The 21,482-nt window shown below is 72.8% G+C and carries 22 protein-coding genes; 10 read left to right on the top strand and 12 right to left on the bottom strand.

What is annotated here, in order from left to right; genetic code table 11:
- Positions 1-224: 224 nt before the first annotated feature.
- A complete protein-coding gene (locus ABT299_RS40865; RefSeq protein ID WP_190856165.1) occupies positions 225-509 on the bottom strand; it encodes an antibiotic biosynthesis monooxygenase family protein in 285 nt (94 codons plus the stop codon).
- Between the two features lie 28 nt (positions 510-537).
- Between ABT299_RS40865 and ABT299_RS40860 the strand changes: the two genes are divergently transcribed.
- The 7 genes from ABT299_RS40860 (at position 538) to ABT299_RS40830 (ending at position 6,238) form a co-directional block, all read left to right on the top strand.
- Positions 538-855 (top strand): DUF6703 family protein, encoded by a 318-nt coding sequence (locus ABT299_RS40860; protein WP_190856166.1) that lies wholly within the window; start codon positions 538-540, stop codon positions 853-855.
- Positions 856-887: 32 nt separating this feature from the next.
- Positions 888-1,844, top strand: a complete 957-nt coding sequence (locus ABT299_RS40855; protein ID WP_190856167.1) for a metal ABC transporter substrate-binding protein — start codon at positions 888-890, stop codon at positions 1,842-1,844.
- Positions 1,841-2,605, top strand: coding sequence for a metal ABC transporter ATP-binding protein (locus ABT299_RS40850; RefSeq protein ID WP_500254034.1), 765 nt, complete (start codon positions 1,841-1,843; stop codon positions 2,603-2,605). The genes ABT299_RS40855 and ABT299_RS40850 overlap by 4 nt, the downstream gene beginning before the upstream one ends.
- On the top strand, positions 2,602-3,498 hold the full coding sequence (locus tag ABT299_RS40845) for an iron chelate uptake ABC transporter family permease subunit (RefSeq protein ID WP_190856168.1): 897 nt from the start codon (positions 2,602-2,604) through the stop codon (positions 3,496-3,498). Before ABT299_RS40850 ends, ABT299_RS40845 begins: the two co-directional genes overlap by 4 nt.
- Positions 3,495-3,881 (top strand): Fur family transcriptional regulator, encoded by a 387-nt coding sequence (locus tag ABT299_RS40840; RefSeq protein WP_151539109.1) that lies wholly within the window; start codon positions 3,495-3,497, stop codon positions 3,879-3,881. Before ABT299_RS40845 ends, ABT299_RS40840 begins: the two co-directional genes overlap by 4 nt.
- A 228-nt stretch (positions 3,882-4,109) precedes the next feature.
- Positions 4,110-5,723: a M4 family metallopeptidase gene (locus tag ABT299_RS40835; protein WP_500254033.1), complete on the top strand. Its 1,614-nt coding sequence runs from the start codon at positions 4,110-4,112 to the stop codon at positions 5,721-5,723.
- 89 nt (positions 5,724-5,812) lie between these two features.
- The gene (locus ABT299_RS40830) at positions 5,813-6,238 is read left to right on the top strand and encodes an OsmC family protein (RefSeq protein WP_190856170.1); all 426 of its coding nucleotides are present in this window, start codon (positions 5,813-5,815) and stop codon (positions 6,236-6,238) included.
- Positions 6,239-6,251: 13 nt separating this feature from the next.
- Here the strand turns inward: ABT299_RS40830 and ABT299_RS40825 are convergent, their stop codons facing one another.
- Together ABT299_RS40825 and recO are read right to left on the bottom strand one after the other, a co-directional pair.
- Positions 6,252-7,052, bottom strand: a complete 801-nt coding sequence (locus ABT299_RS40825; RefSeq protein WP_190856171.1) for an isoprenyl transferase — start codon at positions 7,050-7,052, stop codon at positions 6,252-6,254.
- Complete coding sequence (gene recO / locus ABT299_RS40820; protein WP_500254032.1) at positions 7,049-7,840, bottom strand: DNA repair protein RecO; 792 nt, start codon at positions 7,838-7,840, stop codon at positions 7,049-7,051. The genes ABT299_RS40825 and recO overlap by 4 nt, the downstream gene beginning before the upstream one ends.
- Positions 7,841-8,025: 185 nt before the next feature.
- Here recO and ABT299_RS40815 point away from each other — a divergent pair, with 185 nt between their 5' ends.
- Positions 8,026-9,057: a M4 family metallopeptidase gene (locus ABT299_RS40815; RefSeq protein WP_500254031.1), complete on the top strand. Its 1,032-nt coding sequence runs from the start codon at positions 8,026-8,028 to the stop codon at positions 9,055-9,057.
- Between the two features lie 86 nt (positions 9,058-9,143).
- On the top strand, positions 9,144-9,404 hold the full coding sequence (locus ABT299_RS40810) for a protealysin inhibitor emfourin (RefSeq protein WP_190856282.1): 261 nt from the start codon (positions 9,144-9,146) through the stop codon (positions 9,402-9,404).
- Positions 9,405-9,495: 91 nt separating this feature from the next.
- Here ABT299_RS40810 and ABT299_RS40805 read toward each other — a convergent pair whose 3' ends face one another.
- The 8 genes from ABT299_RS40805 to ABT299_RS40770 all read right to left on the bottom strand — a co-directional run bounded on the left by ABT299_RS40805 (position 9,496) and on the right by ABT299_RS40770 (position 19,067).
- Positions 9,496-11,043 carry a glycoside hydrolase family 13 protein gene (locus tag ABT299_RS40805; RefSeq protein ID WP_433139140.1) on the bottom strand — a complete coding sequence of 516 codons (1,548 nt, stop codon included), beginning with the start codon at positions 11,041-11,043 and terminating at the stop codon, positions 9,496-9,498.
- Between the two features lie 46 nt (positions 11,044-11,089).
- Positions 11,090-11,968: an ABC transporter permease subunit gene (locus tag ABT299_RS40800; RefSeq protein ID WP_190856174.1), complete on the bottom strand. Its 879-nt coding sequence runs from the start codon at positions 11,966-11,968 to the stop codon at positions 11,090-11,092.
- A 2-nt stretch (positions 11,969-11,970) separates the two neighbouring features.
- A complete protein-coding gene (locus ABT299_RS40795) occupies positions 11,971-12,903 on the bottom strand; it encodes a carbohydrate ABC transporter permease (protein WP_500254030.1) in 933 nt (310 codons plus the stop codon).
- A gap of 122 nt (positions 12,904-13,025) precedes the next feature.
- Positions 13,026-14,390, bottom strand: a complete 1,365-nt coding sequence (locus tag ABT299_RS40790; RefSeq protein ID WP_500254029.1) for an extracellular solute-binding protein — start codon at positions 14,388-14,390, stop codon at positions 13,026-13,028.
- Between the two features lie 192 nt (positions 14,391-14,582).
- A complete protein-coding gene (locus ABT299_RS40785; protein ID WP_387031178.1) occupies positions 14,583-15,599 on the bottom strand; it encodes a LacI family DNA-binding transcriptional regulator in 1,017 nt (338 codons plus the stop codon).
- A gap of 130 nt (positions 15,600-15,729) precedes the next feature.
- Positions 15,730-17,433 (bottom strand): 2-isopropylmalate synthase, encoded by a 1,704-nt coding sequence (leuA, locus tag ABT299_RS40780; RefSeq protein WP_190856178.1) that lies wholly within the window; start codon positions 17,431-17,433, stop codon positions 15,730-15,732.
- A 244-nt stretch (positions 17,434-17,677) separates the two neighbouring features.
- Positions 17,678-18,454: a dimethylargininase gene (ddaH, locus tag ABT299_RS40775; RefSeq protein ID WP_500254028.1), complete on the bottom strand. Its 777-nt coding sequence runs from the start codon at positions 18,452-18,454 to the stop codon at positions 17,678-17,680.
- A gap of 1 nt (position 18,455) precedes the next feature.
- A complete protein-coding gene (locus ABT299_RS40770; RefSeq protein WP_190856180.1) occupies positions 18,456-19,067 on the bottom strand; it encodes a TerB family tellurite resistance protein in 612 nt (203 codons plus the stop codon).
- A gap of 101 nt (positions 19,068-19,168) precedes the next feature.
- On the opposite strand from ABT299_RS40770, the gene ABT299_RS40765 reads away from it, so the two are divergent.
- The gene (locus tag ABT299_RS40765; protein WP_500254027.1) at positions 19,169-20,077 is read left to right on the top strand and encodes a hypothetical protein; all 909 of its coding nucleotides are present in this window, start codon (positions 19,169-19,171) and stop codon (positions 20,075-20,077) included.
- A gap of 12 nt (positions 20,078-20,089) precedes the next feature.
- Here ABT299_RS40765 and era read toward each other — a convergent pair whose 3' ends face one another.
- The gene (gene era / locus ABT299_RS40760) at positions 20,090-21,004 is read right to left on the bottom strand and encodes a GTPase Era (RefSeq protein WP_500254046.1); all 915 of its coding nucleotides are present in this window, start codon (positions 21,002-21,004) and stop codon (positions 20,090-20,092) included.
- Between the last annotated feature and the right edge of the window lie 478 nt (positions 21,005-21,482).

The following is a 21,482-nucleotide window of genomic DNA, read 5'->3' as shown; positions in this document are numbered from 1 at the left end:
AGGCGAAGATGACCTTGCGGGGCGGGGCCGAAACCGGGTCCGGCCGCTTCTTGCCCCGGTATTGCCCGCTTCGTTGATCACCGATCAGCGGGCCGCCGGTCGGCTTGACCCTCGACCGGACCGGCCCTCGACCGGACCGGCCGCCGCTCGGACGGGCCCCCGATCGGCCCGGTACCGATCGGGCCTGCCGCCGCTCGGTGGGCCCGGCCGGGCGAGGACCGCGGTCAGGCGGAGCTGACGATCTCGTAGGCGCCGGGTTCGTCCACGGCGAGCGCGGCCAGCGGCATGAACTCCAGCCGCACCTCGTAGGAGCCGAGGGCGCGGCGGTAGTGGCCGGCGCCGTCCCATTCGGTGACCAGCGCCCACAGGCCGGGCTCGTCGACGGTCCTGGCGAGCCGCCCGGACCGGAATCCGGTGCTCCGGGACAGCGCGGTGAGCACCGCGGTCATGCGGTCGGCGAAGCCGTCGGCGTCCGCGGCGGGCACGCGGTACCGGGTTATCGCGATCATCCGCCCATCCTCGCAGTACGTTGGCCCCGTGGAGACTCGGAGCGGACGGGACCGGCCGGCGGGCGGCGTGCGGGCGGCGGTCGAGCGGTGGAGCGCGGCGCCGGTGGTGTTCCTGCACCGGCTGCCGCGCGCGGTGCTGCTCGTCGCGGTGTTCGCGCTGCTGGTGGTCGGCATGGCGGGGACGGGCTGGGTGGCGGCGGCGGGGCTGCTGGTGCTCGCGGCGGCGCTGGCCTGGTTCGCGTTCCTGAACTGGCCGGAGCTGGAGGCGCCGGGCCGGGTGCTGCGGATCGCGGCGCTGCTGGTGCTGGTCGGTTTCGCCCTGGGACGGGGTATTGGGCGGTTTTGACAACCGTTTTCATCTTCGTCCATAATCGGAGGATGCCCCGTACCCGCGTCCGCTTCCGCGCCGTCCCCGCCGCGGCCCTCGCCGCCGCCGGGCTCGGCGCGGCGCTGGCGGGCTGCGGCAGCGCGGTCGCGGACGTCCCGCCCGGCAGGACGTCCGTCGTCGCGTCCTTCTACCCCGCCGCCTGGCTCGCCGAGCGCGTCGGCGGCGACGACGTGTACGTCCGCACGCTGACCAAGCCCGGCGCCGAGCCGCACGACCTGGAGCTGACGGCCCGGCAGGTCGCCCAGGTCGAGAAGGCCGACCTCGCCGTCTACGTGAAGGGCGTCCAGCCCGCCGTCGACGACGCGGTCCGCCAGCACGCCAAGGGCCGGTCGCTGGACGCCGCCGGCCTGGTGGCGACGCTCCCGCCGCCGTCCGGCGACGAGAGCGAGATCGAGGAGCACGACGGCGACCGGGGGCACGCCGACGTCGGCTACGACCCGCACGTCTGGCTCGACCCCGTCCGCATGGCCACCATCGCGACCGCCCTCGGCGACCGGCTCGCCCGGGCCGACGGCGCGCACGCGGCCGCCTACCGGCAGCGCGCCGCGGGCGTCGCGGCCGAGCTGTCCGGCCTCGACCGGCGGTACCGCGACGGCCTGAAGGACTGCGCCCGCCGCGACATCGTCACCGCGCACGCCGCGTTCGGCTACCTCGCCGAGCGGTACGGGCTGCGGCAGGTGTCGGTCGCGGGCATCGACCCGTCGATGGAGCCGTCGCCGAAGCGGCTGGCCGCGCTGACCCGCGAGGTCCGCTCGACGGGCGCGACGACGATCTTCACCGAGCGGCTCGTCAGCTCGAAGGTCGCCGACTCGCTGGCCCGGGAGGCGGGCGTCCGGACGGCCGTGCTCGACCCGGTGGAGGGCGTCGAGAAGGGCTCCTCCGACGACTACACGTCCATCATGGACCGGAACCTGCGGACCCTGCGGCCCGCCCTGGAGTGCTCATGACCGACCGAGTGCCCGCGACGGACCGCGGCGGGGCGGCGCCGCCCTTCGCGATGACCGGCGGCGTCGTCCGGCGGGACGGCCGCGAGGTGCTGTCCGGCGTCGACCTGCGGGTCGGCGCGGGCGACGTGCTGGCGATCCTCGGACCGAACGGCGCGGGCAAGTCCACGCTGGTCAAGGCGCTGCTCGGGCTCGTCCCGCTGGCCGCTGGGCGGACCGAGATCTACGGTGAGCCGCCCGCCCGGTTCCGCGACTGGCGGCGCGTCGGGTACGTCCCGCAGCGGCTGCCGATGGGCGGCGGCGTCCCGTCGACGGTCCGCGAGGTCGTGGCGTCCGGGCGGATCGCGCGGCGGTCGCGCTGGCTGCCCGCGCTGGTCACCGACCGGGCCGCCGACCGCGCCGCGGTGGACCGCGCGCTGGAGGCCGTCGGCCTCGCCGACCGGGCCCGCGACTCGGCGCACCTGCTGTCCGGCGGGCAGCAGCAGCGGGTGCTGATCGCCCGCGCGCTGGCCGGCGAGCCGGACGCGTTCGTGATGGACGAGCCGACCGCGGGCGTGGACGCGGCGAGCCAGGCGGCGCTCGCGGCGACGCTGCGCGGCCTGGCGGAGGCGGGCCGGACGGTGGTGCTGGTCGCGCACGAGCTCGGCCCGATGGAGCCGCTCATCACCCGCACGGTCGAGTTGGAGCACGGCCGGGTGGCGCGCGAGAGCGCGCGGACCATGGCGGGCGGCGGGACGGGGAGCACGGCGGGGAGTGCGGCGTGACGGAGATGCTGCAGTTCGACTTCATGCGCATCGCGCTGGTGATGGCGGTGCTGATCGGCCTGACGGCCCCGGCGGTGGGGACGTTCATCGTGCAGCGGCGGCTGTCGCTGCTCGGCGACGGCGTCGGGCACATCGCGCTGACCGGCATCGGGCTCGGGCTGCTCACCGGGTCGTCGCCCGTGCTGGGCGCGCTGGTGGTGGCGGTGCTCGGCGCGGTGGCGATCGAGGTGCTGCGCGCCCGCAGCCGCAGCGGCGCGGACGTGGCGCTGGCGCTGCTGTTCTACGGTGGGCTGGCGGGCGGCGTGATCCTCACCAACGTGCAGGGCGGCGGGGCGAGCCTGCAGTCGTACCTGTTCGGGTCGATCAGCAGCGTGTCGGCCTCCGACCTGTACGTGGTCGCGGCGCTCGCGGTCGTCGTGCTCGGGATCGTCGCGGTGTTCGGCCGGGAACTGTTCCTGCTGTGCCAGGACGAGGACGTGGCGCGGGCGGCGGGGCTGCCCGTCCGGTTCCTCAGCGTGCTGATCGCGGTGACCGCCGCGGTGACCGTGGTGATCGCGATGCGGGCGATCGGGCTGCTGCTGGTGAGCGCGCTGATGATCGTGCCGGTGGCGGCGGCGCAGCAGGTCACGCGGGGCTTCCGGAGCACGATGCTGCTGGCGATGGGGGTCGGTGTACTGTCGGCGGTGTCGGGTCTCGCGGGCTCCTTCGAGTACGATCTTCCCCCGGGTCCCTCGATCGTGCTGCTGGCGCTGGCGCTGTTCCTGGCGGCGGCCGCCGGGGGGACCGTGGTGCGCCGCAGGCGCGCCCGCCGGGCCGGGGCCGTCCTTCCGGGCGCGGCCGGGCCGGGCGAGCGGCCGCGGATGGACGCCGAGGCGGAGGTGATCAGGGGATGACGACGGCCCGCCGCGACGCGGTGCGGCAGGTGCTGGCCGGCTGCGAGGGCTTCCGCAGCGCCCAGGACATCTACGCCGACCTCCGCGCGGACGGCTCCAAGATCGGCCTGACGACGGTGTACCGGGCGCTGCAGGCGCTCAGCGACTCCGGCGAGGTCGACGTGCTGCGCACCGACGAGGGCGAGGCGGTGTACCGCGCCTGCCGGACCGAGCAGCACCACCACCATCTGGTCTGCCGCGCGTGCGGCCGGACGGTCGAGGTCGAGGGCCCGGCCGTGGAGCGCTGGGCGGACGCGATCGCCGCCGAGCACGGGTTCGCCGAGATCACGCACACCGTCGAGGTGTTCGGGACGTGCGCGGACTGCCGGTCCGCGTCGCGCTGACCGGGTCGCGCTCTCTGGCGCGTTCCCGGGCGCGCTTTCGTCCGGCCCGTCCGGCGCCCGGTTCCGCGGGCGCGGCGCAAGGCGCGTAGTTCACACGCCCGTATCGGTCTTTTGGCTGTTTGTAACAAGTACATCTAAATCCTCGTATGTCATAAATGTCCCATTGCCACGGCGGGCCCGACGGCGGGCCTCTCGGGGGGCCATGGCGCTCCGCACGAGAGGGCGTTCATGACAAGACGGGCGATCACCAGCCGGCGGACCGCGCTCCTGGCGTCGGCGGCCCTGCTCGCGACGGCCGGCACCGCGCTGCCGGCGTCCGCACGGCAGGCCCCGCCTCCCCCCGACCCGCGGACCGCCGCCGCGCACGCGCTCAAGGCGCTGCCCGCGCACGGCGCGCAGACCCGCGACGGCGGCGGCCAGTCGTTCACGGTCGTCGGGGTCGCGGTGGACCGCGACGGCACGTCCCACACCCGGATGACCCGGACCTACGACGGGCTCCCGGTCCTGGGCGGCGACCTCGTCGTCCACCAGTCCGCCGACGGGACGTGGCGCGGCAGCAGCCTGACCCTCGCCAAGGCGCCGGCCGACGCCAGCCCCGAACTCCCCGCCAAGGCGGCCACCCGGAAGGCCCTGACCAAGGGCCACAAGACGCGGGGCGCCGCGCAGCTCGTCGTCGAGGCGCGCACCGCCGACCATCGGCCGCGCCTCGCCTGGCGGATCCAGACCGCCGGCAAGCAGGCCGACGGGACGCCCAGCCGCCTCCTCACCACCGTCGACGCGGCCACCGGCAAGGTCCTGCTGCGCGAGGAGACGATCCGGACCGACGCCGGCGACGGCCGCTCCCTCTACACCGGGACCGTCCCGCTGGAGACCACCAAGTCCGGCAGCACCTACCAGCTGAAGGACCCCACCCGCGGCGGCACCTACACCGGCGACGCGCAGAACCAGACGGACCTCTGCTTCCTGTCGTTCTGCCTCTACCGGGCCCCGGCGACGATCTTCACCGACGCCGACAACCACTGGGGGAACGGGACGACGTCCGACCGCTCGACCGTCGCCGTGGACGCCCAGTTCGGCACCAACGAGACCTGGGACTTCTACAAGAACGTGTTCGGCCGCCTCGGCATCAACGGGGACGGCAAGGGCTCGTTCAACCGCGTCCACTACGACAACGGCTACGCCAACGCGTTCTGGGACGACTCCTGCTTCTGCATGACGTACGGCGACGGCGACGGCACCCAGCTCGGCCCGCTCACCGCCCTGGACGTCACCGCCCACGAGATGACCCACGGCGTCACGTCCGCGACCGCGAACCTCACCTACTCCGGCGAGTCCGGCGGGCTGAACGAGGCGACGTCCGACATCATGGCCGCCGCCGTCGAGTTCTACGCGAACAACTCCGCCGACCTCGGCGACTACCTCGTCGGCGAGAAGGTCGTCCTGCCGGGCTTCGGCAAGGCGGCGCTCCGCTTCATGGACAAGCCCAGCAAGGACGGCAAGTCGCCGGACGCCTGGTCGTCCACCACCAAGAACCTCGACGTCCACTACTCGTCGGGCGTCGCCAACCACTTCTACTACCTGCTGTCGGAGGGCAGCGGCGCCAAGACGATCAACGGCGTGTCCTACGACAGCCCGACGTCCAACGGCTCCACCGTCGCCGGCATCGGACGCGACGCCGCCACGAAGATCTGGTACCGCGCCCTCACCACGTACATGACGTCCTCGACCGACTACAAGGCCGCCCGCACGGCGACCCTGAACGCGGCCAAGGACCTGTACGGCACGGGCAGCGCCCAGTACAACGCCGTCGCGGCCGCCTGGTCCGCGGTGAACGTGAGCTGACCCCCTCCGCGCGTGAGGAAGGCCCCCGTACCGCCTGGCGGTACGGGGGCCTCGGCGCTCGCCCGATCGGCGTGGGAGACAATCGGATCATGGCTACGACACGCACCGCCAACGCGCATTGGGAAGGGCCGCTCCTCAGCGGCCAGGGCACGGTCTCGCTGGACTCCTCCAAGGTCGGCACGTTCGACGTGACGTGGGCGTCGCGCAGCGAGGAGCCGAACGGCCGCACGAGCCCGGAGGAGCTGATCGCCGCGGCCCACTCGACCTGCTACTCGATGGCGCTCTCGCACGGCCTCGCCGGCGCCGGGAACCCGCCGGAGAAGGTGGACACCAAGGCGGAGGTCACCTTCCAGCCCGGCGAGGGCATCACCGGGATCCACCTGACCGTCCGGGCGAGCGTCCCGGGCCTGTCCGCCGACGCCTTCGAGAAGGCCGCGCAGGACGCCAAGGAGAACTGCCCGGTCAGCCAGGCCCTCAAGGGCACCACGATCACCCTCGACGCGGCGCTCGTCTGACCCGGGCCCCGCGTCAGCCGGTCGCGGCGGTGGGCTCCACCGGGTTGGGGAGCGCACCGCCGTACCGGCGGTCCCGGCTGGCGTACACCTCGCAGGCGTGCCAGAGGTGCCGGCGGTCGAAGTCGGGCCACAGCGTGTCGAGGAAGACCATCTCCGCGTACGCCGACTGCCAGAGCAGGAAGTTGGAGGTGCGCTGCTCCCCCGACGACCGCAGGAACAGGTCGACGTCCGGGATGCCCGGCTCGTCGAGGTAGCGGGCGAACACCTTCTCGGTGATCTTGTCGGGGTTCAGCCGGCCGTCCCGGACGTCCCGGGCGATCGCGGCCGCGGCGTCGGCGATCTCGGCGCGGCCGCCGTAGTTCACGCAGAACTGCAGGGTCAGCACGTCGTTGTCGCGCGTCATCTCCTCGGCCGTCTCCAGCTCCTTGATGACGCTGCGCCACAGCCGGGGGCGGCGGCCGGCCCAGCGGACCCGCACGCCCATGGAGTGCAGCTGGTCGCGGCGGCGGCGGATCACGTCCCGGTTGAAGCCCATGAGGAAGCGGACCTCGTCCGGCGAGCGGCGCCAGTTCTCGGTGGAGAACGCGTACGCCGACAGGTACGGCACGCCCAGCTCGATCGCGCCCATGATCACGTCGAAGAGCGAGTCCTCGCCGCGCTTGTGCCCCTCGGTGCGCGGCAGCCCGCGCTCCTTGGCCCAGCGGCCGTTGCCGTCCATGACGATGGCGACGTGCTTCGGCACCAGATCCGCGGGGATCGGCGGCGGCGTCGCGCCGTCCCGATGCGGTTCCGGGGGCAGAACGGCCCTTCTCACACTCTCTCCCTGTTGGTGTCGTCGCTGCGGCCCGCGCCGTCCGGCGAGTCGCCGGCGCCCTCGCGCTCGACGTGCCGCAGCGAGCGGATCCCGTGTTCCAGATGCCACTGCAGGTAGGCGGCGACGAGGCCGCTGCTCTCCACCCGGTGGCGCGGCTCGCTGGCGTCGGCGTACTCCCAGTCGCCGCGCAGCAGGGCCAGCATCAGCGCGAACGTCGGCGGCGCCGGCGTCGCGGCGCCCGGCTGCCGGCAGTTCGCGCAGACCGCGCCGCCCGCCGCGATCGCGAACCCGCGCAGCCCGCCGCGGGTGCCGCACCGGCAGCACTCGTCCAGCGCCGGGGCCCACCCGGCGACCGACAGCGAGCGCAGCAGGAAGGCGTCCAGGACGAGCCGCGGGTCGTGGCCGCGCTCGGCGAGCGTGCGCAGCCCGCCGACCAGCAGCAGGAACTGCCGCAGCGCGGGCTCGCCCTCCTCGCCGGCCAGCTTGTCGGCGGTCTCCAGCATCGCCGTCCCCGCGGTGTAGCGGGGATAGTCGGTGACCAGCGCCTCCCCGTACGGGCGCAGCGTCTCGGCCTGGGTGATCAGGTCGAGCGAGCGGCGCTCGTACAGCTGGAGGTCGACGTGCGTGAACGGCTCCAGCCGCGCGCCGAAACGGGACTTGGTCTTGCGGACCCCCTTCGCCGCGGCGCGGATCCGGCCGCTGCGCCGGGTCAGCACCGTCACGATGCGGTCGGCCTCGCCCAGCTTCTGGGTGCGCAGGACGATGCCTTCGTCGCGGTAGAGGGTCACCCGTTCATTCTCGCGCACGCGCCCGGGTGCCTCGTTGCACCGCCTCGGCATCTCCGCAGGATCTCCACAAAGCCCCTGGATTCACCGTCCGTCCGGGATCCGGTCACGCTTTGTGACCGGTTTCGGCCGCGCGGTGACGGCCAAAGGTGTGGCCTGCCCCACGAGGAGCTGTCAGCGTTGGACGCATGAGATGCCACATCGTGCCGCCGCACATGCTGGAGCGCATCGCGCGCAACGCCGACGACCCGGCGCTGCGCGCGCGGGCCCGCGCCACCCTGGCCCTCACCTCCGCCCACGCCACCGAACGCCGCCTGGCGACCCCCGCCGCCGCGCCGGCCCCCACCGGTCCCGCTACCCCGAACCGGATGATCTCCGACGCCGGGCACAAGGAGAAGCTGCCCGGCAGGACCGTCCGCGCCGAGGGCGCCGCGGCCACCGGCGACAAGACCTGCGACCAGGCCTACGACTGGCTGGGTGCGACCTTCGGGTTCTACGAGACCGCCTACGGCCGCAACTCCATCGACGGCGCCGGCCTCAAGATGATCTCGACCGTCCACTACGGCGAACGGTACGACAACGCCTTCTGGAACGGCGAGCAGATGGTGTACGGCGACGGCGACGGGACGATCTTCACCGACTTCACCGGCCCCCTCGACGTCACCGGCCACGAACTGACCCACGGCGTCACGCAGTACACCGCCAACCTCGACTACTCGGGGCAGTCCGGCGCGCTCAACGAGTCGGTCTCCGACGTCTTCGGCTCCCTGATCAAGCAGTGGCACCTCGGCCAGACCGCCGACCAGGCCGACTGGCTCATCGGGCAGGGGCTGCTCGCGGCCGGCGTGCACGGCGTGGCGCTGCGCTCGATGAAGGCGCCCGGCACCGCCTACGACGACCCGCAGCTCGGCAAGGACCCGCAGCCCGCCGACATGAGCGGCTACGTCCACACCTACGAGGACAACGGCGGCGTCCACACCAACTCCGGCATCCCGAACCGCGCGTTCTACCTCGCGGCCTCGGCGATCGGCGGGCACGCGTGGGAGAAGGCCGGCCGCGTCTGGTACGAGACCCTCACCGGCGGGTCGCTGGCGAGCGCGATCGACTTCGCGGGGTTCGCGGCGGCGACGGTGCAGACCGCGACCCGGCTCTACGGCGCGAACGCCGCGGAGACCACCGCGGTGAGCGACGCCTGGAAAGGGGTAGGCGTCACACGATGAGGGCGAACCGGTCGCCGGAAGAGGCGCGGCCGGAGGACGGCGCGGGACGGCGTGGGACGGTGACGTGCGGTGAGGGTGACGGTGCGGTGAAGGTGACGGTCGTCCGCAGTGGCGGGTTCGCCGGGATCCGGCGGCGGGGCGAGGCCGACAGTGCGACCGATCCGATGCTCGCCCGGCTGGTCGGCCGGGTCGATCTGGGGTCGGTGCCGCCGCCGGGCCGGATCCCCGACCAGTTCGTCTACGACATCGACATCGACGACCGGCACGCCACCGTCGGCGAGGCCCAGCTCAGCGGACCGCTCCGCGAACTCGTCCACCACGTCCTGGGCCGCCAGCAGCCGGGCTGACGCCGCCGGATCCGCGCGGAACGCGCGGGCGGCCGGGAACGCTGGTGCCGCCCGGCACCCGCGTTCCCGCCCCCCGGCCCGGCGGAGCGGGTCAGCGGGTCCAGACGGCGGTGTCGGGCGGCAGGAGGCCGTCCGGCAGGGGCCCGCTCGCCAGCAGGACCTCGCCGGACGGGAGCGGCACGGGAGCCGGGCCGAGGTTGACCGCGCAGGTCAGGCCCGAGTCGCGGGTGAAGGCGAGCACGTTCTCCTCCGACGGCAGCCACGCCATCCCGCCGTCGCCGAGGTGCTCGCGGCGGAGCGCGAGCGCGGCGCGGTAGAGGTTCAGCATCGACCCCGGGTCGGGCTCCTGCGCCTCGACGGTCAGGTCCTTCCAGTCGGCGGGCTGCGGCAGCCACGGGTCGCCGCCGAACCCGAACGGCGGCCGGTCGCCCGACCACGGCAGCGGCACGCGGCACCCGTCGCGGCCCGGGTCGGTGTGCCCGGACCGGTGCCAGATCGGGTCCTGGCGCAGCTCGTCCGGGAGGTCCTCGACCTCGGGCAGCCCGAGCTCCTCGCCCTGGTAGATGTAGACGGCGCCGGGCAGCGCCATCGCCAGCAGCGCCGCCGCGCGCGCCCGCCGCACCCCGAGCGCCCGGTCGGTGGGCGCGCCGTGCCGGCGGTCCTGGAGGTCGAACGAGGTGTCGGCGCGGCCGTAGCGGGTGACGGGCCGGACGACGTCGTGGTTCGCCAGCACCCAGGTCGGGGACGCGCCGAGCGGGACGTGCGTGGCGAGCGTCGTGTCGATCACCTTGCGGAGCGCGTGCGGCTCGAACGCGCAGTTCAGGAAGTCGAAGTTGAACGCGGTGTGCATCTCGTCGGGCCGCAGGTAGCGGGCGAAGCGCTCCTGGTCGGGCAGCCACACCTCGCCGACGAGCATCCGGCCGGGGTACTCGTCGGTGACCTTCCGCCAGCCCCGGTAGATGTCGTGGACGCCGTCGCGGTCGGTGTAGGGGTCGCTGCCGTCCGGTTCGGCGTCCGGGTCCTTGACCAGCAGCGCCGCCGAGTCGATCCGGATGCCGTCCACGCCGCGGTCGTACCAGAACCGCAGCACGTCGTGGAACTCGCGGACGACGTCGGGGCTGTTCCAGTTGAAGTCGGGCTGCTCCGGGGCGAACAGGTGCAGGTACCACTCGCCGTCCGGGACGCGGGTCCAGGCGGGGCCGCCGAAGATGGACCGCCAGTCGTTGGGCGGCCCGTCGCCGCGTCCGGGACGGAACCAGAAACGCTCCCGCTCGGGCGAGCCGGGCCCGGCGGCCAGCGCCTCCCGGAACCAGGCCGACTGGTCCGAGGCGTGGTTGGGCACCACGTCCAGGATGATCCGCAGGCCCGCTCCGTGCGCCTCGCCGATGAACGCCTCGGCCTCGGCGAGCGTGCCGAACACCGCCTCGACGTCCCGGTAGTCGGCGACGTCGTAGCCGCCGTCCGCCATCGGGGACGGGTACCACGGGTTCAGCCACAGCGCGTCGACACCGAGCCCGGCGAGGTAGGGCAGCCGGTCGCGCAGCCCGGCGAGGTCGCCGACGCCGTCGCCGTTCCCGTCGGCGAAGCTGCGCGGGTACACCTGGTAGATCACCGCGCCACGCCACCATGATTCGGGCATGCGAGTACTCCTTGCTCGTTAACGGAGGGGGACGGCCGGGCGGGGGTCAGCCCTTCAGGCCGCCCGCCGTGAGGCCGGCCATGATGTGCCGCTGGAAGACGAAGAAGACGACGATGGTGGGCACGCTGGCGATCACCAGCGAGCCGATCAGCACGTTCTGCGGCACCTGCACCGCCAGCGACGAGATCGCGACGCTGATCGTCTTGCGCTGCGAGTCGGGCAGCACCAGCAGCGGCCAGACGAAGTCGCGCCACACGTTGACGATCGTGAAGATCGACACGACGCCGAGGATCGGCCGCGACACCGGCAGCACCACCGACCAGAGGATGCGCGCGGGCGAGGCGCCGTCCACCTCCGCCGCCTGGAGCAGCTCGGTGGGGATCGAGTCGAAGAACCGCTTGAGCAGGAAGATGTTGAACGCGTTCGCGGCGGCCGGCAGCCAGATCGCCCACGGGGTGTTCAGCAGGTCGACGTGCAGGAGCGGCAGGTCCTTCACGGTCAGGTAGGCGGGCAGCAGGATCACCATCGGCGGGACCATCAGCGTCGCCAGCATCAGCCCGAGCACGGCCCGGCCGAACATCGGCCGCAGCTTCGACAGCGCGTACGCGGCGGTGACGTCGACGCCCATCGTGAACAGCCAGGCGCCGAACGCGTAGACGAGCGTGTTGCGCAGGTACAGGCCGAGGTCGAGCTGCCGCCACGCCTCCCGGTACCCGGACAGGTCGAAGTGGTGCGGGAAGACGCCCGGCGGGACGTCGGCCAGCTCGTCCGGCGACTTCATCGCGCCGGTGACCATCCAGTACAGCGGGAACACGAACACGAACGTGAAGACCACGACGATCGAGACGAGGGTCGTCCAGTAGATCGCCTTGCCGCGCCGGGTGCCGAGCGTGTGCGGCGAGACGAGGGTGCGGGTCTCCGCCACGGCTATCTCGCCTCCTCGCGCGAGACGCGCAGGTAGACGGCGGAGAACAGCATCAGGACGAGCATCAGCATCAGGCCGAGCGCGCCGCCGCCGCCGAAGTTGGTGAAGTTGAACGCGTACTGGTACATCAGGTACGCGACGGTGACGGTGGAGCCCTCGGGGCCGCCGCCGGTCAGCAGGTACGGCTCGATGAACACCTGCATCGTCGCGATGATCTGCAGGAGCAGCATCACCAGCAGGATCAGCCGGGTCTGCGGGATCGTGATGTGCCGGATCCGGCGGAACAGCCCGGCGCCGTCCAGCTCCGCCGCCTCGTACAGCTCGCCGGGGATGGACTGGAGCGCCGCCAGGTAGATGAGCGTCCCGCTGCCGAGGTTCATCCACGTCGACACGATCACCAGCGAGACCAGCGCGGTGCTCGTCGAGTCGAGCCAGCTCAGCCCGGGCAGGCGGGCGGCGTGCAGGATCTGGTTGAACAGGCCGGGCCCCGGGTCGTAGAACCACTTGAACAGCAGCACCGCGACCGCCGGGGGCAGCATCACCGGCAGGTACACGACGAACCGCAGGTAGGCGCGGGCGTGCTTCAGCTCGTTCAGCACGATCGCGATGGCGAACGGGACGACGTACCCGACGACCAGCGCGAGCAGCGTGAACTCCGCCGTGTTGACCCACGCGTCCACGAATCCGGGGTCGGCGAGCACGGTGCGGAAGTTGTCGAACCCGACCCAGCGCGCCTCGCCGGCGAAGTTCGTCTTCTGGAAGCTGAGCAGCACCTCGCGGACGATCGGATACCAGGAGAAGAACGCGAAGCAGATCAGCGCCCCGCACAGGAACCCGTACGCGGTCAGGTTGCGCTTCACGGTGCGCCGGGTGCGCGAGGGGCGCCGCCTCGACCGGGCGGCGGCGGGGCGGACGAGCGTCCGCGCTGTGGTCATCTGTCACTCCAGGTGTGGGACGGCGGGTCCGGGGCGCCGGCGCGGTGCACCGATGCGGTGCGTCCAGTGCGGTCCGCGTCCGTTCGTGCGGTGCGCGGGCCGGCGCCCCGGAGGTGCGGGCGTCAGTTCCCCGACCGCGCCAGCGCGGCGTCGGCCTTCTTCTGCGCGTCCGCGAGGAGCTGGTCGATGTTCGCGTCGCGCCTGGTCAGCACGGCCTGGACGACCGAGTCGAGGATCGTGTAGAGCTGCTGGGCCTGCGGCGGCTCCAGCTTCCCGGGCACCCTGGCGTAGGCGTCCTCGTACGGTTTGAAGTTCGCGACGGGCAGGTTCGCGGCGTCCGCGCGCAGCTGCCGGTCCTTCTCCCCCGTCGCGTTCTGGCCGAACAGCTTCGGCTGCGGGATGCCGACGGGACGGCCGTCCTTCGCGGCGCGCGCGTAGTTCAGCTGGCCCTGGCCGGGGGTGAGCGCGTAGTAGTCGAGCCACATCAGCCCGGCCTTGATCTTCTCCGGTGACGCCTTGGGGCTGAACAGGTAGCCGTCGCCGCCCATCAGCGTGCCGGCCGAGCCGGGGATCGGCGCCATCCCGTAGTCGTCGTACCTGCCCTTGAACTGGTCGACCAGCGCGGTCGCGTTGTCGGGGGCGCCGAGGTACATGCCGAGCTTCCCGGCCGCCATCATCCGCTGCACGTCGGCGTCGACGAGCAGCTGCTTGCTGCCCATCGAGTCGTCGGTCCAGCGCATGTCCTTGAGGTTCTGCAGGACGGCCTTGCCCTGCGGGCCGTTGAACGCCGTCTTCCTGCCGTCGGCGGTGACCATGTCGCCGCCCTGGCTGTAGATCGAGGTGGCGAAGTGCCAGCCGCCCTGGTTCTTGGCGCTGAACTCGGCGTACCCCACGGTCCCGCCGCCGAGGGCACTGATCTTCTTGGCGTCCTCGCGGACCTCCGCCCACGTCGTCGGCGGCCGGTCGGGATCGAGGCCGGCCTTCTTGAACAGGGTCCGGTTGTAGAACAGGCCCATCGAGTAGTTCTGCCGGGGCAGGCCGTAGACCTTGCCGCCGTCCTTGAAGACCTTCTCCACGGCCGGGTCGACGCTCGGGTACTGCTTGGACTGCCCGATGTACGGGGTGATGTCGGCGGCCTGGCCGTTGGCGATGATGCCGCGCACGTCGGTGAAGTAGACGTAGTAGACGTCCTCCATCTGCCCGCCCGCCAGCTTCGCCTGGAAGGTGTTCGGGTCGATGCAGGGGAAGGCGTCCTTGCCGACGACCGTGATGTTGGGATGCAGCTTCTGGAAGGCGGCGACGTCCTCCAGCCACTCCTTGCGCTGCGCGGCCTGGCTCTTGGCCGGCATGCAGCCGACCGTGATCGACACCTTGGTGCCGGCGTCCAGGGGCGCGGTGTCCTTGCCACCGCCACCGTCCCCGCCGCAGCCGGCGACGGTGGCGCCGAGGGCCGCGGCGAGCGCGGTGGCGAGAATCCGGGATCTCATGGGGGTTCCCTCCTGGGCCGTTGGGTCGGCCGATTGCGAGGAACATACAGAGACCAACATCACAGTGCAATAGATGAATGAATATTCGCAAGAACTCAACAAGAGGCGGGATTCAGCGCGAAAGCGGGTGCAGAACGACGAAAGCCGCCCGGCGTACGGGCGGCTTTCGGACGGTCCGGATGGGGGCGCGGATCAGGCGGGCACGGTCCTGACCCGCGCGGTGGAGGCGCGCACGACCAGCTCCGGCTCGTAGAGCAGTTCCTCGGCCGCGACCGGCCCGCCCTCCACCTGGCTCACCAGCAGCGTCACGGCGGCGCGCCCGATCGACTCGATGGGCTGCCGGACGGTGGTGAGCGGCGGGTTCACGCAATTCATGAACGCCGAGTCGTCATAGCCCACGACCGAAACATCGTCGGGCACCGCCATACCGAGCCTCCGCACGGCGCGGATGACCCCGAGCGCGAGGGGGTCGCTGGCGCAGATGACGCCGGTGACGCCGTCGCGGATCAGCCGTCCGGTGACCGCCTGGCCGCCCTCCAGGGAGAACATGCTGCGCCGCACCCACGCGCCGGGCAGGTCGACGCCGGCGCGCTCGGCCGCGGCGCGGGCGGCGGCGAGCTTGCGGTTGGACGGCACGTGGTCCTCCGGCCCGAGGACCATGCCGATGCGCTCGTGGCCGAGCGACAGCAGGTGCGCGAACGCCTGCTCGGCGGCGACGGCGTCGTCCGTCGACGCCTGCGGGAAGCTGAGCTTCTCGCTGGCCGCGTTGACCAGCACGACGGGCAGCCGCACGTCCAGCAGCCGGTGGTAGTGGTCGTGCGGGGCGTCCGCCTCGGCGTACAGCCCGCCCGCGAAGATCACCCCGGACGCCTGCTGCTGCAGCAGCATCTCCACGTAGTCGGCCTCCGACAGGCCGCCCGGCGTCAGCGTGCACAGCACCGGCGTGAACCCGCGCTGGGCGAGCGCGCCGCCGACCACCTCGGCCAGCGCGGGGAAGATCGGGTTGCCGAGCTCCGGCAGCACCAGGCCGACCAGCCGGGCCCGCTCGCCGCGCAGTTGGGTCGGGCGCTCGTAGCCCAGCACGTCCAGCGCGGTCAGGACGGCGGCGCGGGTCGCGTCGGAGACGCCCGGCTTGTCGTTCAGGACGCGGCTGACGGTGGCCTCGCTGACCCCGACCTTCTTGGCGACCTCGGCCAGTCGACGTGTCATGCCGCAACTATACGACGTCGATTTGCAAACCGCTTGCGTTCCTTGCGGACCGGCTACCGCGGTCCGACATGGCCGTGCCCCGGCAGCGTGAGGTCGTCACGGCCGGGGCGCGGCGAGGCGCCGAAGGAGATCAGGCCCTGGAGACCCGGTTCACCGCGGAGAGCATGGCCTTCAGGGAGGCGGTGACGATGTTGCCGTCGATGCCGACGCCCCACACCGTCGTGCCGTTGACGTCGCACTCGACGTACGCGGCGGCGCGCGCGTCGCCGCCCGCGCTCATCGCGTGCTCGGCGTAGTCCAGCACCCGCACGCCGACCCCGACGGACGAGAGCGCGTCCTCGAACGCCGACACCGGGCCGTTCCCGACGCCCTCGATCTCGCGGATCTCGCCGTCCACCCGGACGTCGCAGCTGAGCACGTCCTTCTCGTCCACGCGGGACGTGGCGCGGTGCGCCAGCAGCCCGACGCGCGGCCCGTTGGCGAGGAACTCCGCCTCGAAGATCTCCCACATCCGCTCGGGCGTGACCTCGCCGCCCTGGTCGTCGGTGTGCTCCTGCACCACCCGGGAGAACTCGATCTGCAGCCGGCGCGGCAGCTCCAGCGAGTGCTCGGTCTTCATGATGTAGGCGACGCCGCCCTTGCCGGACTGGCTGTTGACCCGGATGACGGCCTCGTAGGTGCGGCCGACGTCGTGCGGGTCGATCGGCAGGTACGGGACCTCCCAGCGGTGGTCGTCCACCGGGACCCCGGCGGCCTCGGCGTCGCGCTTGAGGTGGTCGAAGCCCTTGTTGATGGCGTCCTGGTGGGAGCCGGAGAAGGCGGTGTAGACCAGGTCGCCGCCGTAGGGGTGCCGCTCGTGCACGGGCAGCTGGTTGCAGTACTCGACCGTCCGGCGGATCTCGTCGATGTCGGAGAAGTCGATCTGCGGGTCGACGCCCTGGGTGAACAGGTTCAGGCCCAGGGTGACCAGGCACACGTTGCCGGTGCGCTCGCCGTTGCCGAACAGGCAGCCCTCGATGCGGTCGGCGCCCGCCATGTAGCCGAGCTCGGCGGCGGCGACGGCGGTGCCGCGGTCGTTGTGCGGGTGCAGCGACAGGACGACCGAGTCCCGGTAGGCGAGGTTCCGGTTCATCCACTCGATCTGGTCGGCGTAGATGTTCGGGGTCGCCATCTCCACCGTCGCCGGCAGGTTGACGATGACCTTCCGGTCCGGCGTCGGCTTCCACACGTCGTTGACGGCGTTGCAGACCTCGACCGCGTACTCCAGCTCGGTGCCGGTGAACGACTCCGGCGAGTACTCGAAGTAGATCTCGGTGTCGCCCATGTCCTCGGCGAGCTTGGCGCACAGCTTCGCGCCCTCGACCGCGATGGCGGTGATGCCGTCCTTGTCCTGCCCGAACACCACGCGGCGCTGCAGCGTGCTGGTCGAGTTGTACAGGTGGACGATCGCCTGCTTGGCGCCGCGGACCGCCTCGAAGGTCTTCTCGATCAGCTCGGGGCGGGCCTGCGTCAGGACCTGGATCACGACGTCGTCGGGGATCCGGCCCTCCTCGATGATCTGCCGGACGAAGTCGTAGTCGGTCTGGCTCGCCGCAGGGAAGCCGACCTCGATCTCCTTGTAGCCCATCCGTACCAGCAGCTCGAACATCTTGAGCTTGCGGTGCGCGTCCATCGGGTCGATCAGTGCCTGGTTGCCGTCCCGCAGGTCGACCGCGCACCAGCGGGGCGCCTCGGTGATGACCTTGTCGGGCCAGGTCCGGTCCGTCAGCTTGACCGGGGTGAACGGCCGGTAGCGCTCGAACGGCATGCCGGAAGACTGCTGTCGCGGATACATCCGATGTGATCCCTCTGCTCGAACCTCACGGCCGACGTCCATAACGAAGTCCCGCAGCGAGGGAGCCGACCTTGTTACAGGCCCCCGCTGCGGCCGCTAAGGAGGAGCAGCTCACGCAACACGCCTGCCAACGTAACAGACGACGTCCCAGTTACGGAAACCAACGTCCGCATACTGAGACACCAGGGGCCTCTGCCGTCTCCTCCAACGGCGTCCGGCCCACCGCGCATTCCCGGCCGCCCCGTCACGGGACGAGCACGGACAGGCAGGTCACGCAGCCCTCCAGGGCCTCGAACTCGCTGATGTCGACGCTGGTCACCCGCAGCCCGTCCGCGGCGAACCGCGCGGCCGTGCGCGGCGCGGACGCCGACATCAGCACATGGTCGGGGCCGAGCGGCACCACGTGCGCGCCCGCCGGCTCCGGGACGACCCGGATGAACGGCAGCACCGAGGTGTCCACCATCTCCGGCACCCCGACGAGGCTGCCGTCGGGCAGCGCCGTCATCGCCGACTTCAGGTGCAGGCAGCCCCGCGTGTCGACGGGCACCACCCGCCGCCCGCCCAGCAGGTGGGCGAGCTGGCAGATGCCCTCCTCGTTGGTGCGGGCGCCGCGCCCCACGTACACGGTGTCGCCGACGGACAGCACGTCCCCGCCGTCCAGGGTGCCCGGCGCCTTGATCCGCTCCACCCGCAGCCCCAGCTCGCGCACCGCCTGCTCGGTGCCGGACGCCTCGCCGCGCCGGCGCGGCTCGCCCGACCTGCCGAGCACCGCCAGGTCGCCGCAGACCACCACCGTGTCCTCGACGAACACCGCATCCGGATGGTCGTCGGCCGGCGGCACCGCCCGCACCCGCCGCCCGGACGCCCGCAGCGCCGCGACGTACGCCTCGTGCTGCCGCGCGGCGAGCGCCGTGTCGACCGGCCGGCGCCCGATGTGCGTGACGATCCCCTCGGCGAGCCGCGGCCCCGGCGGCCGCACCAGGGCGGTGCCGGGGTCGGGCCGGGCATCGGCGGGCCCCATGTCAGCGGGACGCCCCCTCGGTGGTGACGATCACGCCCAGCGCGTACGCGCGGGACATGCCGAGCAGCTCGGCGACGGCGTGCAGCGCCTGCCGCTCCCCCTCGTCGAGCGGGCCGTCCGCCAGCGCGATGCGGACGGCCTCGGCGAGGAACCACTCCTTCGCCTCCACGGCGAGATGGGCGCCCGCCCGCTCGACCTCCTGGCCCAGGAACACCGGCGCCACCACCAGGTCGGCGTCGATGGCGTCGTCGTCGTAGTCCGGCTCCCCGTAGCGGGTGACGGTCTCGATCGCGCGGGCGCGGGCCGCGTCGTCCTCCGGCGCGCCCGAGCGCAGCACCAGCGCCGCGGCGGCGCGCATGCCGGCGGGCAGCGCCGCCGCCATCTGCTGCGCGGTCGGCGCCCGCAGCACCGACACCGGGAACCGGCCGCGGCACGAGCGGCACTCCACCGCGTGCCCGAGCCGCCACAGCGGGATCAGCGGCACGAAGAACGGGCTGAACCAGCGCCGCGCGGCCCGCCTCCGGTAGGCGCGGTCGCCACCGCACTGCGGGCAGTGGAACGTGCCTTCGCCGACGGTCCGGAAGACGACCGTCAGCCCGAAAACGAGCAACACCGGGGCTCTCCTCCCAAAACGGACTCCGCTCCAAAGTACCGACCCGGCGCCGCCGCCGTGGCCGTCCCGGCGAACCCGGCCGCTCCGTTTACGCTGGGTCCATGACCGGTGACCTGGGTTCCGACGCCGGCCGCGCGCGGCCGCGGCCGTCCTTCCTGCCGCCCGAGGGGGCGCCGCCGGACGCGGTGCCCGCCGAGCCCGGCCCGCCGCCGGAGCCGCCCGCGCCGCCGCGCCGCGCCGGCTGGGACCTCGCCGTGATCGCCGCCTCCGCCGTCCTGGTGGTGTCGGCGTTCCTGCCATGGGCGCACGCCCAGACCGTCCTCGACCTGTTCGGCCGGTCCCTCGTCCGCGACCAGGGCAGCGTGGCCGGCATCGACGCCGACAACCTCGTCCTCGCGGTCCCCGTGCTGGCGGTCGTGGCGATCGTGATGGCGTTCTGGAACCTGGTCGCCCGGGACCCGCGGATCGGCGCGCTCGCCGCCGTCCCGGCCGTGCTGTCGCTGGCCACGTGCGGCATCTTCGTGCTGCGGCTCGGCGGCGTGCCCGACCGGATGCCGAACTACGGGCTGAACCTCACCTACCAGGTCAGCCTCCGGTACGGCTGGTTCCTGGCGGTCGCGATGAGCCTGCTGCTGGCCGTCTTCAGCCTCGTCCGCCCCATCTCCGACCGGCTCGCGGGCAGGGGCGGCGAAGGGCAGGAGTACGACGCGCAGCAGTACGCGGCGGCGCAGCAGTACGCGGATCAGCAGCGGTACTGGGCCGAGCAGGGCGCCGCGTGGCCCGAGGAGGCCCAGGCGTGGGGCCGGACGCCGGAGGAAGCGCAGGCGTGGGGCCGGAGCCACGAGGAGCCGCAGGCATGGGGCCGGCCTCCGGTGGAAGAGCACGGCACCGCGGAGGCGCAGGGCTCCGAGGAGGCACAGGTCCGTGCTCGCGACGCCGAGGAGCCGCAGTCCGATCAGCGGCCCTCCGGCGGGTCCGTCCGCCCGTCGCCGCAGCCGGAACAGGAGTGAGCGCCGCACCGGTCAGTCGTAGAAGCCCAGCCGCCGCAGCTGCTTCGGGTCGCGCTGCCAGTCCTTGAGCACGCTGACCCGCAGGTCGAGGAAGACCTTCGTGCCGAGCAGCGCCTCGATCTGCCGCCGCGCCGCCGCGCCCACCTCGCGCAGCCGGGCGCCCTTGTGCCCGATGATGATGCCCTTCTGGCTGGGCCGCTCGACGAACAGGTGCGCGTAGACGTCGATCAGGTCGTCGCGGCCCTCGCGCGGGTTCATCTCGTCCACGACGACGGCGATCGAGTGCGGCAGCTCGTCGCGGACGCCCTCCAGCGCCGCCTCGCGGATCAGCTCGCCGATGAGGACCTGCTCGGGCTCGTCGGTGAGGTCGCCCTCCGGGTACAGCGGCATGCCCTCGGGCAGCCGCGAGATCAGCAGGTCGCCGACGAGGCCGACCTGGAAGCCGTCCGCCGCCGAGCACGGCACGATGTCGGCGAACTCGCCGAGCCGCCCCACCGCGAGGAGCTGCTCGGCGACCTGCTCGGGCGCGGCGAGGTCGGTCTTGGTGACGATCGCCACCACGGGCGTCCGCTTCACCGCCGCCAGCTCCCGCGCGATGTACTTGTCGCCGGGGCCGACGGGCTGGTCCGCCGGGACGCAGAACCCGATCACGTCCACCTCGGTCAGCGTGGACCGGACGAGGCTGTCCAGCCGCTCCCCCAGCAGCGTGCGGGGCTTGTGCAGGCCCGGCGTGTCGACCACGACGAGCTGCGCGTCCGGCCGGTGCACGATCCCGCGGATCGCCCGCCGGGTCGTCTGCGGCCGGCTGCTGGTGATCGCCACCTTGGTGCCGACCAGCGCGTTCATCAGGGTCGACTTCCCCACGTTGGGCCGCCCGATGAAGCAGGCGAACCCCGCCCGGTACCCCTCGGGCGCGACCGCGCCCATCACGTCTCCGCTGCTCGTCACCCCCCAATTGTCGCCCACCCCGGGACCACCCCGGCCCCACCGCCCCGCCCACGCTCCCCGGGGAGTCGCCCCCGCCCGCAACGGCTCGCCCCCGACCACCGGCATGCTCGAATCCCAGCCACCAGCAGGTCCGAACCCCAACCACCGGCCGGTTTAAGCCCCAGCCACCAGCCGGTCGCCCCCCGGCCACCGGCAGGCCCGGCCCCGACCACTGCTGATCCGAGCCCCGAACAAGGCGGCGGGCGGGCAGGTCCGAACCCCAATCACCAGCCGGTTGACCCCCGGCCACCGGCAAGTCCGGCCCCCGACCACCGGCCGATCCGAACCCCGAACACCGGCCGGTTTGAGCCCGACCACCGGCGATTTTGAGCCCCAGCCGCCGGCACGGGCGGGCACGCGGAGCGAGTGCAGCGAGCGGAGCGGGCCCGCCCGCCGACCGGCAGGCTGTTTCGCCGCG

Origin of the sequence: Spirillospora sp. NPDC000708 (assembly GCF_040299565.1) — a bacterium.
Taxonomy (GTDB): domain Bacteria; phylum Actinomycetota; class Actinomycetes; order Streptosporangiales; family Streptosporangiaceae; genus Spirillospora.
Note: the sequence above shows the minus strand (reverse complement) of the source record. Positions and strands in the feature narration are given on the sequence as shown.